Raw genomic sequence first — 16231 nt, 5'->3', positions numbered from 1 at the left:
CCTTTACCCGAGATGCAAAGCAAAATTTTAAAAAATAGTATAAATATAGGCGGCGACGGGGAATATTTTTACATAAGAAATTATATTCCAAGAAATAAAAAAGATACCAGTTCCTCTTTAGATGAATATTCCGAATTAATACTGCGGTACAAAAAAGGAGATTATAAAATAATATCATTTTTTGCAAGACTTTTGAGCAATATAATTTATTACTACTTTTATCCGTACGATTTAATTTTACCTGTGCCGCCAAGCAGTTCTTATCTCGACATTTATCCGAACAGCATAGTTTGTTCATATTTAAACTCGGCCGGCTTGATCGGTTATTTAAAGGATGAAGTAGTTTGCATTAAAGGGCATAAACCCAATCATATAACGGGAGCAAAATATAAAAAAAGCTCTATAAGCTCTATTTTAATTAAAAACAAAAGTGAACTAAAATCAAAAAATATTATTTTATTTGACGATATTATTACCACGGGAGCAACATTTAGACAAATAAAACAAACTTTATTGAAAAAGGGGGCTAATTCGGTTACGGGTCTTTTTCTGGGAAAAACATCCGGAGATTACGGCAAATTGCAAGGTGATTTTAATGGATGATTTAATATGTACCCTTGCGCTAAAAAAAATTAAAGGATTAAAAAATATTCATATCTTTCTTTTACTGAAAACATTTAAAAATCCGTGCGATATTTTTGATGCAGGGAAACCGGATTTCTTAAAGGCAGGACTGAAGGATGAACAGATAGAAATTTTAAGGAATACGAGGATTGTCAGGACGGCATTTTTTGAAGCTATCAATGAAATCGAAGATGCTTCAAAAAATGGGATTAAAATTATAACATATAACTCGCCGTTTTATCCTTATAATTTAAACTTTATAAGAAACAAGCCGATAATTTTGTACTATAAGGGGGTTTTGAAGGAAAACTTAAAATTTGCGGCTGCGGTTGTCGGACAGAGAAATCCGCCTGATTATTCATTGAATCTGGCGCAAAATTTAACGGAGCAGCTTTGTTCATCCGGGTTTTCGATAATAAGCGGTCTTGCCATGGGGATAGATGCCGTTGCGCATAAAACTGCGTTAAAAAACAACTGTTATACCGTTGCGTATATCGGCTCAGGATTATTAGAATCCGTATATCCGCCTGAAAACAGGAATCTTTATCAAGAAATTATTTTGCGCAACGGAGCAATAGTTTCCGAGTTTCCCCTGTATTCAAAAATTAGCGCTAAAAATTTAATTGCGAGAGACAGGCTCCAGAGCGGTTCAAGCCTCGGGACATTCGCTATATCGTCTCCTGTAAATGGCGGAACCATGAAAACTTGCGGTTTTTCTTTAAAGCAAAAAAGGCCGGTTTTTGTTCCCGAATACGCTAAAGAACTTATGGATTCAAAAGATAACTCCGGTTTAAAATCTTTGCTGGGAAGAAACGGGGTAGTAGCGTTAAAATTAGATAAAAACGGCATACTTGATTTAGCGGAAGTTATGGATGAATTAAGAATCGTATATAATGACATTTATGAAGAAAAATCCGATACCCGCAGTTCATTATTGATGCAACCCGGCTTATTCGGTTAGTTTAATTTTTATTTTAAGGAGGATTTAAAAGAGTTGAAGGTCAGCTTAAATTGGCTTAAAGAGTTTATTGATTTCGATATGGACAGCGAAAAGATTGCGAATCTTTTTAATAATAGAACTATGGAGGTTGAAAAAATAATTCCATATTTTTTGAAAAAATCTTTCAAGAATATCGTCGTCGGGGAAATACGGTCTATTAGCGAACACCCTTCGAACGATAAGTTTGGAATTGCAGGAGTTTACGGCGGTGAAATTATCGGAATGAAAAAGGTGGTTTTTACGAAGGCGGGTCTTGATATTAAGGTTGGGGAGAAACCGCTGATTGCAACAAAGGGGGCTGTTTTCGAACACGGGTTAAAGATAAGGGATAAAGCAATCTTTGGCGTTATTTCGGAGGCGGCATTTTGCTCCGAAAAGGATTTAGGCTTTCAGTTAAATATGCCATCCATTATAAAATTTCCTTTCGAAGAAGTCGGCGCAACGGCATACGAAATCTTTAATCTTGACGATACTGTTTTAGAATTTGACCTTGAGCCTAATAGACCCGATTTATTTGGAGTATTGGGGTTTGCGTACGAGTTATCCGCCATAATTAACAAAGAAATTATTTTACCCGAAATTTATAATGATATAGAAATCATCCCGGGAAAATTTTATGGCGCCCAAAACGATAAATTAACCGTTAATGTAGAAAACAGGGATTTGATTCCTGCTTATATTGCGGTTAAAATTAGCAATATAAAGATAAAAGAGTCGGGCGCAGATATTAAAAACAAACTGATAAAAAGCGGAGTTAGACCAATTAACAATGTCGTGGATTTAACAAATATCGTTATGCTTGAGACATCTCAGCCGCTTCACGCCTTCGACGAAAAAAAGCTTGGCGAAAAGCAAATAAATATTAGATCGGCAGGTGACGGGGAGTCTGTTTTTACTATAGACGGTAAGGAAAGAAAATTAATGAACGGGGATATTGTCGTAGAATGCGGACAAAAAATAATAGCCCTTGCGGGAATCATGGGGGCTTTAAATAGTGAAATTGACGAAAATTCGAATTCTATCGTCGTTGAATCGGCAAATTTCGATATGTCGAGCATTAGGCGGACTTCAAGGATACTTTCCCTGAGAACCGACGCATCTACAAGGTTTGAAAAGGGGCTGCACCCGTTAGTTTCCGTTTTAGGAATTAAGAGGTTTATATATTTAGTGAAAAAGTATATCCAAGGTGCGAAGGTTGAATGCTATGCTTATGATATTAAAGAAGTGGAAAAGCCGCAAAGTTATTCGATGAAGTTCAAGGATTTATTTGAATTTTCGGGCGAGGCAATTGAAAACGGCAAAGTATTAAATATTCTATCGAGGCTTGGATATGATGTTAGCGTGGTAAAGTCTAAAATTAACGAAAATGGAGATATATTTGAAGCCGTTCCTCCGTATTTTAGAAACGATATATCGGATAAAGTTAATATTTACGAGGATGTCCTCAGGATATACGGCTATGAAAATATTAAATCCTCAATTCCGTACGGCGTTTTAAATCCGCCCCCCAAAAACATAAATCACGAAACATCTACGATGCTTAGAGATTTATTAAGATATAACGGTTTTATCGAAGTAATAAACCCGTCGTTAGTCGGAGAGCTTGAGCTTAGAATATCGGGTAGTAAAAAGGATAAAATTTTGGAACTAAAAAACCCGATTTCGGCGGACTATACATATTTTAGAACAAGTTTAGTCCCCGATATCCTGAGGGTTTTATCTCAAAATTCAAAAAAATATAAAAACATAAAGATATTCGAGATTGGCAAGACTTATGTAAACGAACCTTCGGATAATTACCCTGTTTTGGAACAAAATGTCTTGTGCGGACTGTTATGCAGCGGGATAAAATTTGATAAACAAGAAACGGAATTTTACGCCGGCAAAGGCATAATAGAATTTTTACTTAAAGAATTAGGTCTTAAAAAAATTGTTTATTCTAAAATAGAGGATAACCCTATATTTGATATTGATACTTCTTTGGAAGTTTTAACAGGTAAAAAAAGGATAGGTATTTTTGGTGAAATAAAGAGGAATATATTGGAAGAGTTCGGGATAGAATACAAGACATTTGTCTTTGATATCGATTTAGACTCCCTTAAAGAATTTATTTCATTAAAAAAGGCATTCGTTATACCGCCCAAATATCCGGCAATAGAGCAGGATATTTCGATTATTGCGGATTCAAATATAGAATACGGGAGTATTGAAAAGTATATAAAGAGCTTTTCGGAATTAATCAGAAATGTAAGGCTGGCGGATATTTACACGGGCAAGCAAATAGAAGAAGGCAAAGTATCCTTTCTTATAAGATATGACGCGATAGCGGGCGATAGAACTTTAACTATGGAAGAAGTAAACTTATTAAGGGATAACTTATTAAAAGAGCTGGGCATCCTGTTCGGAATAACCTTAAGGGGTTAAAACCGGTATGATATTAGGGGACATATTTCAAATCCGCCCCTAAGACGAAAAATAAATTGCACTTTATGGCAAAAAACAATATAATAATATCTATATTATGGGACATATTTCAAATCTGCCCTCAGACGATTTTAAGATGCCGGAATCGGGAGGTTATAAGTAAATTTAAAATAAAATAAAATAAATATATGATAATTAACGGAATTTTCTATGATGTAGTTGCATTTCTCATTGTTATAAGCATTATTGTTTTAATCCATGAGTTTGGACATTTTATTGTCGCAAAAAAATTAGGGGTAAAGGTAGAGAAGTTTTCTTTAGGTTTTGGTCCAAAAATATTTGGCAAAAAAGTGGGGGAAACGGAATATGTCGTTTCGGCCCTTCCGCTCGGGGGGTATGTTAAACTTCTCGGCGAAGACCCTTCCGAAGAATTGCCGCCCGAAGATCAAAAGCGTTCTTATAGCAATTTGCCGCCGTATAAAAAGTTTCTTATTATCTTTTGCGGTCCCTTTTTTAATTTCATTTTAGCTTTAATAATTTTTACGATTATATTTATGGCAGGCAGGCCTGTTTTAAAATCCGTAATAGGCGGCGTAATTAAAGGGCATCCCGCCGCAAAAGCGGGGCTTAAAAAAGGCGATGTTATAACAGGGATTAACGGAACAAAGATAAAATCGTGGCAGTCTTTGTCGAAATATATTCAAAAATATGGTAAAACTACGATAACGCTTGCCGTTGAAGAGGGGAAGAAAAGTTATTTCGTCAAATTAAAGCCCGTTGTTGCCGCAGGACTAAATGTTTTCGGACAAAAAACAAAAAGATATATTATAGGCATTTACCCGTCGCAAAATGCCGTTTATTATAAATACAGCAATATATTTAATTCTTTTTATTCATCGCTTAAAGAAATTTGGTTTATAATTTATATAACCATGATTAGCCTTTTTTACCTTATTGCGGGTAAACTTCCTGCAAGCGATTTAGGAGGGCCGATAATGATAGCTCAACTTTCAGGAAGAGCTGCAAGCATGGGAGTTTCGGATTTTTTTTATTTTATAGCGTTTATTAGCGTGAATATAGGACTTATAAATCTATTTCCAATCCCTGCTCTCGATGGGGGACATTTGTTATTCTCCATTATCGAGATGATTAAGAGAAAGCCTTTAAGCGTTAAGTTTCAGGAAACAGCCGCTAAAGTCGGTTTTGCGCTGTTAATTTTACTGTTATTATTTGTTTCTTATAATGACATTATTAGAACTATAAAGACTTAAACTATGCCTATCCTGTCTATCGATAGTTCAAGCGGGTACTCAAATATATTAATAATGGGCGATAATTTTAATGTGATTGCCGAAACAATTTCCGGATTTCATGAAAACCATTCCGTATTAATTTTTAAGCAAATAGACGCAATGTTATCGAAAACCTGCATAAAATTAAATGACTTAAACGGAATAGTAGTATCGTTAGGCCCCGGTTCTTTTACGGGAGTAAGGGTTTCTCTTACGATAGCCAAAACGCTTTCCTACTCCCTCGGCTTAAATATAATCGGGCTTGGAAGTTTATTTGTCTGCGCTTACCCCTTTTTTAAAAATAATTTAGGTTCTAAATATATCGTAGCCGTAAAAGATGCAATGAAAAATAAATACTATGCATCTGCTTTTATGTTAAAAAATGGAAATTTTACCCCATATCTTAAGATTGGGCAGTTTAATTTAGAAGAACTTAAGTCGTTTATAAGCGGGCTTGGCAGCGCGCCAATCTTAGTTTACGGATATAACCAAAAAGACAGGTATAAAAGAGTTAAAAGTGAACTTCAGGAAATTGTTTCACTGAATCCTTTTGATTTAATAAAAATACCGTATTATGCGGCTAAGCATGCGTTGGAAAGCGGAATAAAAAACGACTTAAAATATGCCGAAGGGCTTTCTCCATATTATGTTTATAGCGAGGGGCCGTTTTAGCAGGCATTTATAACAATTATAAGTTTTGTAAGTTTAACGATATTAATATTGTCACTATAAGGAGGTTTTTTTATGCAATTTTTAGATGAAACCGAAAGAATAGTAGCAGAATCCCTTCTATCATCGGATGAAAATTTTAAAAAGATATATAATGAGCATATCGAAATCGATAAGTTATTAAATAAATACAGCACTAAGCCGTTTTTAACTCCCGAAGAGCAAAAAGCCATTAAGGAGCTTAAATTAAAAAAACTTTACGGTAACGATATTATGAAAAAAATCGTCAGGGAAAAGATTGCAGTTAAGTAATCTATTTATTTAAAATATATTATATCAAGATTTATTAATTTAACATTAAATATAACGGCATTTTATGAAAAGTAAAAATATTAAAGAAGGCGTTGACAGAACTCCTCACAGGTCTTTACTTTATGCAACCGGCATGACAAAAAACGAGATGAAGAAGCCGTTTATCGGCATAGCTTCAAGTTTTACCGATTTGATTCCGGGGCATGTAGGCATAAGGGATCTCGAAAAGGCTGTCGAAAACGGCGTATATAGCAACGGCGGCCACCCGTTTGTTTTCGGTATTCCGGGAATTTGCGACGGTATCGCCATGGGACATTTTGGGATGCACTATTCGCTCCCGTCCCGCGAACTTATTGCCGATATGATAGAAACGATTGCGGAGGCGCATTGTCTCGACGGTCTTGTGCTTTTAACGAATTGCGACAAAATTACCCCCGGAATGCTTATGGCTTCTTTGCGTTTAAATATTCCATCTATAATTGTTACTGCGGGGCCTATGCTTTCCGGTCACTATCACGGAAAACGGCTTTCATTTGTCAGGGATACATTTGAGGCGGTGGCTAAATACAGGGTAAACGAGATAACGGAACAGGAGCTTTCCGATCTGGAAATGTGCGCTTGCCCGGGTCAAGGGTCATGTCAGGGATTATATACGGCTAATACTATGGCCTGCTTAACGGAGGTTATGGGTATGTCTTTGCCCGGCGCGGGGACGGCGCTTGCCGGTTCGGCGGTAAAAAAACGAATTGCCTTCGAAAGCGGCGCCAGGGCGGTTGACTTAGTAAAAGAAAATGTACTTCCTAGAAACATAGTAACATTAGGTGCTTTAAAAAATGCCGTCATGGTCGATATGGCATTAGGCGGTTCATCTAACTCAGTTTTACATTTATTGGCTATAGCAAATGAAGCCGGAATGAAATTAGATTTAAGGCTTTTTGACGAAATTTCAAAAAAAACACCTCAGCTCACAAGTTTAAGGCCTGCAGGGGAATATTTCCTCGAAGACTTAGATTTTGCCGGCGGAATACCTGCGCTGCTCTACGAGTTAAGAACTATCGTCAATAATAATGAGGCAACCGTTAGCGGCGGCAATATAGGGCAGATAATATCCGGCGTTAATTATGTAAATAACGAAGTAATTAGAAAAATTGATAATCCATATAGAAAGGAAGGCGGTATCGCCGTTCTTTTCGGCAATTTAGCCCCAAATGGAGCAATAATTAAAGCAAGCGGCGTTAATCCCGATATAATGCAATTTACAGGCAGCGCTGTTGTTTTTGACAGCGAAGAAGCGGCCATGGAAAGTATTTCAAAAGGTAAAATTAAAGAGGGAGATGTTGTCGTCATAAGATATGAAGGACCGAAAGGCGGTCCGGGAATGAGAGAAATGCTTGCCCCGACATCCCAGATTGTCGGCATGGGTCTTGGCGATAAAGTGGCGCTAATCACGGACGGCCGTTTTTCGGGCGGGACGCGCGGCCCCTGTATCGGACATATATCCCCGGAGGCGCAGGAGGGCGGACCCATTGCTTTGATAAATAACGGGGATAAGATTGAAATAGACATACCAAAGAGGAAACTTAATGTTCTTTTATCTGCCGAAGAATTGAACATTAGGAAATCAAAATTACCCGCAAGGGGTAAAAAAATAGATTACGGCTATTTATCGAGATATGCCGATATGGTTTCTTCGGCAGATGAAGGAGCAATTGTAAATAAAGGAGTAAGAAAGTGAAGCCGGGTAACGGAAAAGAGATAATGACAGGTTCAAAAATAATTCTCGAGAGTTTAATCAGGGAAGGGGTGGATACCATATTCGGTTATCCAGGTGGAGCGGTATTAAATATATATGACGAGCTTTTTAATTATAAAGATAAAATAAAGCATGTGCTTGTCAGACATGAACAGGGCGCAGCTCATGCGGCGGACGGCTATGCCAGGGCATCGGGCAAGGTGGGGGTTGTTCTTGTAACATCGGGTCCAGGCGCCACAAATACAATAACAGGTATTGCAACGGCTTATATGGATTCTGTGCCGATTGTCATATTGACAGGGCAGGTTCCGACTAATTTGATAGGAAACGATGCTTTTCAGGAGGCCGATACCGTCGGTATAACGAGACCATGCACAAAACATAACTATCTTGTGAAAGACATAAAAGATCTTGCAAGAACTATTAAAGAGGCCTTTTATATAGCTTCCACGGGAAGGCCGGGCCCCGTATTAATCGATATTCCTAAAGATATTACTTCAAGCGTATATGAATTCGATTATCCGGAAGGCGTAGAGCTCAGAGGTTATAACCCTACATATTTCGGACATCATGTGCAGCTTTCCAAGGTTGTCAAAGAGCTTTTGAATGCGAAAAGACCCTTGCTTTATGTGGGCGGAGGCGTTATTAGTTCAAATGCCTCGGCGGAACTTAAAGAATTAGCGGAACTCCTTGATTTGCCGGTTACCTCGACATTAATGGGGCTTGGCGGATTTCCGTCCGAACATTCGCTATTTTTTGGAATGCTTGGAATGCACGGCACTTATGCGGCAAATATGGCAATATCCAACGCCGATTTTATTATCGCTATAGGCGCAAGATTTGACGACAGAGTTACGGGCAAGGTTGAAGAGTTCGGCAGAAACGCAAAGTTTGCCCATATCGATATCGACCCTTCGTCTATCGGCAAAAATGTAAAAATTGAGATTCCCGTCGTAGGGGATGTCAAGTCCGTATTAAATAGTCTTTTGGAAATGCTAAGCGCGAAATCTAAAGAAATTTCTTCCACCCAATACGACAGGCTTAAATGGCTTGAAGAGATTAATATATGGAAGTACGAGCATCCGCTTTCGTATAAAATGAACGATATAATTAAGCCCCAGTATGTTATCGAAAAAATATACGAACTTACAGGGGGTTCTGCTATCATTTCGACCGAGGTCGGTCAAAATCAAATGTGGGCGGCGCAATTTTATAAATTCAATAGCCCAAGAACATTTTTAACCTCCGGCGGCCTTGGCACTATGGGTTATGGATTTCCAGCCGCCATAGGCGCACAGATAGCATGTCCCGACAAGGTAGTTTTCGATATTGCGGGGGACGGCAGTATTCAAATGAATATTCAGGAGCTGGCCACCGCCGTTCAATATAATTTACCCGTTAAGATTGCTATAGTCAATAATAACTTTTTGGGTATGATAAGGCAGTGGCAGGAATTATTCTATAAAAAAAGATATTCTTTTTCCGAAATGAATGTCAATCCGGATTTTGTTAAGCTTGCCGAGGCTTATGGCGCCGTAGGTTTAAGGGCAACCAAGCCAAATGAGGTGGAAGATGTTCTTAAAAAGGCGTTATCCATAAAAAAACCTGTTATAATGGATTTTGTTGTTGCCCCGGAAGAAAGCGTTTATCCCATGGTTGCCCCGGGAGCCCCTATTACGGGCATGTTATTAGTTTAAAATAAAAATTATTTTGATAAGAATAAATAAAGGATGAAATAATTATGGATAAAACCCATATTTTGTCAATACTTGTCGAGAACGAAGCAGGGGTGTTGACCCGTGTTGCGGGTCTTTTTTCGGCAAGAGGGTTTAATATCGATAGCATTTGTGTGGCAAAGACGCTTGAAAAAAACGAGTCGAAAATGATAATTACCACATCCGGAGACACTCAGATATTAGAGCAGATTACAAAGCAGCTTAACAGGCTTATAAATGTGATAAAGGTTCAAGAATTAACGGATGAAGATTCGGTAGTCAGACAAACCGTTTTGATAAAAGTAAACGCCGATGAAACTACAAAAAGCGACATTATAAGGATCAAGGATATATTTGGCGGCCGCATTATCGATATTTCCAGAAATTCATATACGGTTGAGGCTACAGGTTCGGAAAAGAAAATAGAATCTCTAATAGATATTTTGAGGCCGCTCGGCATAAAAGATATAGTTATGACGGGGGCAATAGCAATACAGCGCGCAAGAAGGCCAAGTTAATAAGCCAAGTTAATAAGATAACTTAATAAGATAATTTTGCAAATGGGGGTTATTGATGAACATTTATTATGAAAAAGATGCCGATTTAAGATTAATTCAATCCAAAACAGTCGCGATCATCGGCTATGGATCGCAGGGGCATGCGCACGCCTTAAATTTAAAAGATTCAGGCGCGCGTGTTATTATCGGACTGAGGACTGACGGCGGTTCATTTGAAAAGGCTAAAAATGCGGGTTTCGAAGTTTATTCCGTGGGCGAGGCCGCAAGCAAGGCCGATGTTATTATGATACTTCTTCCGGATGAAATTCACGGAAATGTCTATAAACAGGAGATAGCATCTAATTTAAAGGCGGGGAAATACCTTGTTTTTGCCCATGGTTTTAGCATTCACTTCGGACAGATAGTCCCGCCAAAGGAAATAAATGTTTTTATGGTAGCGCCAAAAGGACCCGGCCACCTTGTAAGGCATGAATTTGAAAAAGGCGGCGGAGTCCCTGATTTAATTGCCGTACACAATGATTATTCGGGAAATACGAAAAATATGGCATTATCTTATGCGTCCGCGATAGGCGGGGGAAAAGCAGGTATTTTGGAATCCACATTTAAAGAAGAAACGGAAACCGATCTTTTCGGAGAGCAAGCCGTTCTTTGCGGCGGATTGTCCGCCCTCATGACTGCCGGTTTTGAAACGCTTGTAGAGGCGGGTTACCAGGAGGAAAGCGCATATTTTGAGTGTATCCATGAGATGAAGCTTATCGTGGACCTTATATATGAAGGCGGTATCGCAAACATGAGATACTCGATCAGCAATACGGCTCAATATGGGGATTTGACAAGAGGACCAAGAATTGTGAACGAAAATGTAAAATCCGAAATGAAAAGGGTGCTCGAAGAAATCAGATCAGGGAGATTTGCGACGGAATGGATGCTCGAAAATAAAGCCGATAAACCAACATTCAATGCCTTAACGAGGAATGGCGAAGAACATCAGTTAGAAAGGGTTGGAAAAAGATTAAGGTCTTTAATGCCGTGGATTACTAAAAACAAATTAGTCGACAAATCCAAAAATTAATTACATCATAAAGGGCAATCAACGGATGAAATATATAGCAAAAGAAGGGATTGGTTTTATAATAGTTTCCCTGTCCGTTTCTTTTGTTTCTTTTATTTTATATTTTTATATTGGCGATAAAATATTAAAATATGTTTTTTTATCCCTATCCCTTATATTTTTAATATTTTTTATTTTTAATATATATTTTTTTAGAGACCCAGAGCGCAAAACTACTTTAAAAGAAGATGAGATACTGTGCCCTGCCGACGGCAGGGTTATTTTCATGCAAAGGGTCTTTGACGACAGGTTTTTAAATCGGGAGGCCGTAAAGATAAGCATTTTTATGTCGCTTTTTAATGTTCATGTAAACAGGGTGCCGATAAATGGAAAGGTCGAAAAGATCATATATAATAAGGGAAGATTCTTTTCCGCTAATCTTGATAAGGCATCTTTGGAAAATGAATTTAACGGGATTATTTTAAATTCGAATATTAGCGGCGGAAGAATCGCAAAAATCGCATTTGTCCAGATAGCGGGTCTTGTTGCAAGAAGAATAGTTTGTACGATTAGAGAAGGGGACGAAATAGCCGCGGGAGAAAGGTTTGGTTTAATTAAATATGGTTCGAGGTTAGATTTGTACCTTCCCTTAGATTTTAAAAGTTATGCCAGGATTAACGACAGGGTTTTTTCGGGAAAGACGGTTCTGGGAAGATTATTATAGTAGCAAATTTGGTATATTGCGTTAATTCCCAAAATTGCCGATAGAAAATTATTTTTCTGGATTCCCGCCTACGCGGGAATGACACCCGTTGGGTGAGAAGTTAATCCCCGTAAAGTCATTCCCGCGTAGGCGGGAATCCAGTGCTTATAAAACTTTGAAGCAGCTTTAAGAGTTTCTATCGGCAATTTTGGTTAATTATTAATTCTTTATGGATATAGATGCAAATAAGAAACTAAAGACAAAAAGCATAAAGGCTCCCCGTAATGCCGCTGCCGATATTTACAAAGATAGTATGACAAAAGGGGTTTTTTTGCTGCCCAATCTCTTAACAAGCCTTTCTCTTTTTTCAGGTTTTTACTCGATTATAAACTCCATTAACGGAAAATTTTATATCGCCGGATGGCTTATAGTCGTATCGATTTTTTTAGACGGAATCGATGGGAAAGTTGCAAGGCTCACAAATTCAAGCTCTAAGTTCGGCATAGAATATGATTCCTTATCAGACTTAATAGCATTCGGGGTTGCCCCATCCATATTATTGTTTAAGTGGCAGCTTTTTGTCTATGGAAGACTCGGCTGGGCATCTATTTTTGTATATCTTTTGGGTGCGGCGCTTAGACTTGCCAGGTTTAATGTTCAGGTAAATTCCGTGGAATACAATAAATTTAGCGGGCTTCCTTCCCCTGCTGCCGCAGGCATGGTTGTTTCATCGATATTTTTTATGGCGGATATTTCTCTAAATTTTGCCGTAATAAGTACGGTTATGATTGCCTTAATGATAATTACAGGTTTATTAATGATAAGTAATATTAAGTATTTTGCTATGAAAGATTTATCTGTTTTCAAAAGAAGGCCGTTCGAGATTCTGGTTTTGCTTTCCTTATTAATTATAATAATCATAGTAAAACCAATCGAGGCCTTTTTTGTAATCTTTTTCCTCTATACCTTCGTTTCGCCCCTATTGTATTTTTATATCGATAATGTTAAGATGAAGAGTAATAAAAAGATAGGATAAATAAGCTTGCGGGAACTATTTATGGATAACGGACATATTAAGAAAATAAAGATATTCGACACGACCTTGAGGGATGGGGAACAATCTCCCGGCGCAAGCATGAATACATCCGAAAAGTTAAATTTAGCGCGCCAGCTTGCCCGCCTTGGAGTTAATGTTATTGAAGCTGGATTTCCCATAGCTTCCGAGGGCGACTTCGAGGCTGTCAAAGCAATAGCTCAGGAGATAAAAGGCGTTGAAATTGCGGGTCTTGCAAGAGCTAATGAAAAAGATATTTACAGGGCTTATTCCGCCGTGAAATACTCAGAAAAACCGGTTATCCATACCTTTATCGCAACTTCCGATATACACCTTAAACATAAGCTTAAGATGACGCGCGAGGATCTGTACGAAAAAGCCGTCTCCATGGTTAAATATGCAAAATCTTTTATAGAAAACATCGAATTTTCCGCGGAAGATGCCACAAGAACGGATATGAATTTCTTATGTGAAGTAATAGAAGGGGTTATAGCCGCCGGCGCCACGACTGTGAATATTCCAGATACTGTCGGTTTTGCGACCCCTTTCGAATTCTATGATTTTATAAAAAATATACGGGAAAGGGTTAAGGGCATAAAAAATATTATATTAAGCGTTCACTGCCATAACGATCTCGGTCTCGGCGTTGCAAATTCCCTTGCCGCGATTCAGGCGGGAGTGGGTCAGGTAGAATGTACGATAAACGGCATAGGGGAGCGCGCGGGCAATGCCGCATTGGAAGAAATAGTCATGGCGCTTGATGTCAGGAAGGATATTTATAATGCCGCCACCAATATAAACACTGCGGAGATATACCGCTCTTCTCAGCTTTTAACTCATATAACGGGTATATCTGTTCAACCGAATAAGGCTATCGTCGGGAAAAACGCTTTTGCCCACGAGGCGGGTATTCATCAGGACGGCGTATTAAAAGAAAAGACGACATACGAGATAATGACTCCCGAAAGAGTGGGCAGGCAGTCGAACGATTTAGTTCTGGGCAAGCATTCGGGAAAGCATGCTTTTAAAGAAAAATTAGAATCCTTAGGATATTTATTAAACGATAAAGAGATAGAGGATGCCTTTGTTAAATTTAAAGCGCTGTCGGATAGAAAAAAAGAAATCTACGACGAGGATATCGATTCGCTTATCGCAAAATCCCATTCATTCGAAAAGTATGAACTTAAATATGTGAATGTCGTTTGCGGCGATACGGTTACGCCCCTTTCTATGGTCAAGGTTATGGTAAACGGAGAATTGAAGCATGACTCTTCCTGCGGCAATGGTCCTGTCGATGCCGCTATTAACGCTATCGAAAAAATTGTTAACTCCAAAGCCAGGGTTATAGGGTACGAGGTTAAATCCATTAGAGGAACTACCGAAGCTCAAGGGGATGTTTCTATTACCATAGAGGAAAACGGGACCAATATAACGGGAAGAAGCGCTCATACCGATATTGTGGTCGCCAGCGCGAAGGCTTATGTAAATGCGATAAACAAACTGTATATACATAACAGTAATTTAAAAAAATCGGTAGAATCGGAAATTTATGAGTAAAACCTCATCTTTATTATCAATATTATTCATTTGACCCATTTCTTAATAGGTTTTATATTATATATTAGCCGTACATAATTCCACAAAATTGAAATTAGCTTTATAAAAATTTTATAACGGGGGTAACATCAGGATGGGAAGACCTCTTACCATTACCGAAAAAATAATATTAAACCATACGGATTTAGGCGAAGTTAAGCCCGGCGATATCGTCAATGCAAGGGTCGATATTGCCCTCGGCAACGATATTACGGCGCCTATCGCAATAAAGGAATTTGAAACTATTGGAATAAACGGAGTTTTTGACAGGCAGAAGATAGCTCTGGTTCCTGACCACTTTGTCCCCAATAAGGACATCCTGAGCGCAAAACAGGCAAAAATGCTCAGGGAATTTGCGAAAACCTACGATATTAAATACTATTTTGAATGCGGCGAAGCAGGGGTCGAACATGCTCTTTTGCCGGAAAAAGGGATTGTTTTACCCGGAGACCTTGTAATCGGGGCAGATTCCCATACCTGCACTTACGGGGCGTTGGGCGCTTTTGCCACGGGCGTAGGTTCGACCGATCTGGCATACGCCTTTGCCTTTGGCGAACTGTGGTTAAAAGTTCCCGAGTCGATAAAGGTGGTTTTTACGGGAAAACCCAAAAAATGGGTTTCAGGCAAGGATCTGGTGCTGTATTTAATCGGGCAGATAGGCGTCGAAGGGGCAAATTATATGGCGCTTGAATTTTCGGGAAACACATTTAAACATCTCGGTATGGCAGACAGGTTTACTATATCTAATATGGCGATAGAAGCAGGAGCTAAAAGCGGAATTTTCGAACCTGATGAAATTACCGAAGAATATGTAAAAGGAAGAGCAAATAGAGATTACACATTTTATAAAAGCGATGAAGGGGCAAAATATGCTAAGGTTTTAAATTTTAATACCGAAACGATAAATCCGCAGGTTGCGTTGCCCCATCTTCCCGAAAACAGCGTCGATATAAGCGAAGCATCCGCTAAAAATATTAAAATAGACCAGTCCGTTATCGGTTCTTGCACAAATGGAAGAATCGAGGATTTAAGAATAGCCGCTCAAATTTTAAAGGGGAAAAAGATTGCAAAATACACCAGATTAATCGTTATTCCCGCAACGGTTGAGGTTTACAGGACGGCAGAAAAAGAGGGCTTAATAGATATATTTATGGATGCGGGGGGTGTCGTAAGTACCCCCACCTGCGGGCCATGCCTTGGCGGATATATGGGGATTTTAGCCGACGGTGAAAGGGCAATTTCTTCCACTAACAGGAATTTTAAGGGAAGAATGGGAGATGTAACAAGCGAGGTTTATCTTGCAAACCCTGCGGTGTGCGCCGCATCGGCAATACTCGGCAAGATAGCAAGCCCTGAAGAGGTTGTTTAATCCTAAATAAGTAATTCTGGATTCCTGCCGAAGCGGGTTGGGACATCCTTTAAGATAAGACGGTAAACTTCTCTATATGTCATTCCTGCGAAGGCAGGAATCCAGAAAATATGGAGTAATTTAGTTAAAGGTTTTAACATTTATAAAGGAG

General features: G+C 38.7%; 14 protein-coding genes. All 14 read left to right on the top strand.

Going from position 1 to position 16231, the window contains the following annotated elements:
• Positions 1–12: 12 nt before the first annotated feature.
• The 14 genes from EVJ47_02150 (at position 13) to leuC (ending at position 16080) form a co-directional block, all read left to right on the top strand.
• Positions 13–603 carry a ComF family protein gene (locus EVJ47_02150; GenBank protein ID RZD15096.1) on the top strand — a complete coding sequence of 197 codons (591 nt, stop codon included), beginning with the start codon at positions 13–15 and terminating at the stop codon, positions 601–603.
• Entirely contained in the window at positions 596–1585 is a 990-nt protein-coding gene (locus EVJ47_02145) for a DNA-processing protein DprA (GenBank protein ID RZD15095.1), read from the top strand. Before EVJ47_02150 ends, EVJ47_02145 begins: the two co-directional genes overlap by 8 nt.
• Positions 1586–1618: 33 nt before the next feature.
• Positions 1619–4048 (top strand): phenylalanine--tRNA ligase subunit beta, encoded by a 2430-nt coding sequence (gene pheT / locus EVJ47_02140; GenBank protein ID RZD15094.1) that lies wholly within the window; start codon positions 1619–1621, stop codon positions 4046–4048.
• Between the two features lie 188 nt (positions 4049–4236).
• Positions 4237–5319, top strand: coding sequence for an RIP metalloprotease RseP (gene rseP, locus EVJ47_02135; protein ID RZD15093.1), 1083 nt, complete (start codon positions 4237–4239; stop codon positions 5317–5319).
• A gap of 3 nt (positions 5320–5322) precedes the next feature.
• A complete protein-coding gene (tsaB, locus tag EVJ47_02130; GenBank protein RZD15092.1) occupies positions 5323–6012 on the top strand; it encodes a tRNA (adenosine(37)-N6)-threonylcarbamoyltransferase complex dimerization subunit type 1 TsaB in 690 nt (229 codons plus the stop codon).
• A gap of 72 nt (positions 6013–6084) precedes the next feature.
• Complete coding sequence (locus EVJ47_02125; GenBank protein RZD15091.1) at positions 6085–6321, top strand: hypothetical protein; 237 nt, start codon at positions 6085–6087, stop codon at positions 6319–6321.
• A 64-nt stretch (positions 6322–6385) separates the two neighbouring features.
• Positions 6386–8056: a dihydroxy-acid dehydratase gene (gene ilvD, locus EVJ47_02120; GenBank protein RZD15090.1), complete on the top strand. Its 1671-nt coding sequence runs from the start codon at positions 6386–6388 to the stop codon at positions 8054–8056.
• 23 nt (positions 8057–8079) lie between these two features.
• Complete coding sequence (ilvB, locus tag EVJ47_02115; GenBank protein ID RZD15546.1) at positions 8080–9771, top strand: biosynthetic-type acetolactate synthase large subunit; 1692 nt, start codon at positions 8080–8082, stop codon at positions 9769–9771.
• A 44-nt stretch (positions 9772–9815) separates the two neighbouring features.
• On the top strand, positions 9816–10307 hold the full coding sequence (ilvN, locus tag EVJ47_02110; protein ID RZD15089.1) for an acetolactate synthase small subunit: 492 nt from the start codon (positions 9816–9818) through the stop codon (positions 10305–10307).
• Positions 10308–10362: 55 nt separating this feature from the next.
• Positions 10363–11379: a ketol-acid reductoisomerase gene (ilvC, locus tag EVJ47_02105; protein ID RZD15088.1), complete on the top strand. Its 1017-nt coding sequence runs from the start codon at positions 10363–10365 to the stop codon at positions 11377–11379.
• A gap of 25 nt (positions 11380–11404) precedes the next feature.
• Positions 11405–12082: a phosphatidylserine decarboxylase family protein gene (locus tag EVJ47_02100; GenBank protein ID RZD15087.1), complete on the top strand. Its 678-nt coding sequence runs from the start codon at positions 11405–11407 to the stop codon at positions 12080–12082.
• Between the two features lie 208 nt (positions 12083–12290).
• Positions 12291–13097, top strand: a complete 807-nt coding sequence (gene pssA / locus EVJ47_02095) for a CDP-diacylglycerol--serine O-phosphatidyltransferase (GenBank protein RZD15086.1) — start codon at positions 12291–12293, stop codon at positions 13095–13097.
• 21 nt (positions 13098–13118) lie between these two features.
• Positions 13119–14672 carry a 2-isopropylmalate synthase gene (locus EVJ47_02090; protein ID RZD15085.1) on the top strand — a complete coding sequence of 518 codons (1554 nt, stop codon included), beginning with the start codon at positions 13119–13121 and terminating at the stop codon, positions 14670–14672.
• A gap of 133 nt (positions 14673–14805) precedes the next feature.
• Entirely contained in the window at positions 14806–16080 is a 1275-nt protein-coding gene (gene leuC / locus EVJ47_02085; protein ID RZD15084.1) for a 3-isopropylmalate dehydratase large subunit, read from the top strand.
• Positions 16081–16231 lie beyond the last annotated feature (151 nt).

Origin of the sequence: Candidatus Acidulodesulfobacterium ferriphilum (assembly GCA_004195035.1) — a bacterium.
GTDB classification, from domain to species: Bacteria; SZUA-79; SZUA-79; order Acidulodesulfobacterales; family Acidulodesulfobacteraceae; genus Acidulodesulfobacterium; species Acidulodesulfobacterium ferriphilum.
This window is presented reverse-complemented; position numbering and strand designations above follow the sequence as displayed.

What these genes read in the sequence shown, in the direction of transcription:
- EVJ47_02150 (RZD15096.1), top strand. Translation starts at nt 13, where the DNA reads ATGCAAAGCAAAATTTTAAAAAATAGTATAAATATAGGCGGCGACGGG.
- EVJ47_02145 (RZD15095.1), top strand. Translation starts at nt 596, where the DNA reads ATGGATGATTTAATATGTACCCTTGCGCTAAAAAAAATTAAAGGATTA.
- rseP (RZD15093.1), top strand. Translation starts at nt 4,237, where the DNA reads ATGATAATTAACGGAATTTTCTATGATGTAGTTGCATTTCTCATTGTT.
- tsaB (RZD15092.1), top strand. Translation starts at nt 5,323, where the DNA reads ATGCCTATCCTGTCTATCGATAGTTCAAGCGGGTACTCAAATATATTA.
- EVJ47_02125 (RZD15091.1), top strand. Translation starts at nt 6,085, where the DNA reads ATGCAATTTTTAGATGAAACCGAAAGAATAGTAGCAGAATCCCTTCTA.
- ilvD (RZD15090.1), top strand. Translation starts at nt 6,386, where the DNA reads ATGAAAAGTAAAAATATTAAAGAAGGCGTTGACAGAACTCCTCACAGG.
- ilvB (RZD15546.1), top strand. Translation starts at nt 8,080, where the DNA reads ATGACAGGTTCAAAAATAATTCTCGAGAGTTTAATCAGGGAAGGGGTG.
- ilvN (RZD15089.1), top strand. Translation starts at nt 9,816, where the DNA reads ATGGATAAAACCCATATTTTGTCAATACTTGTCGAGAACGAAGCAGGG.
- ilvC (RZD15088.1), top strand. Translation starts at nt 10,363, where the DNA reads ATGAACATTTATTATGAAAAAGATGCCGATTTAAGATTAATTCAATCC.
- EVJ47_02100 (RZD15087.1), top strand. Translation starts at nt 11,405, where the DNA reads ATGAAATATATAGCAAAAGAAGGGATTGGTTTTATAATAGTTTCCCTG.
- pssA (RZD15086.1), top strand. Translation starts at nt 12,291, where the DNA reads ATGGATATAGATGCAAATAAGAAACTAAAGACAAAAAGCATAAAGGCT.
- EVJ47_02090 (RZD15085.1), top strand. Translation starts at nt 13,119, where the DNA reads ATGGATAACGGACATATTAAGAAAATAAAGATATTCGACACGACCTTG.
- leuC (RZD15084.1), top strand. Translation starts at nt 14,806, where the DNA reads ATGGGAAGACCTCTTACCATTACCGAAAAAATAATATTAAACCATACG.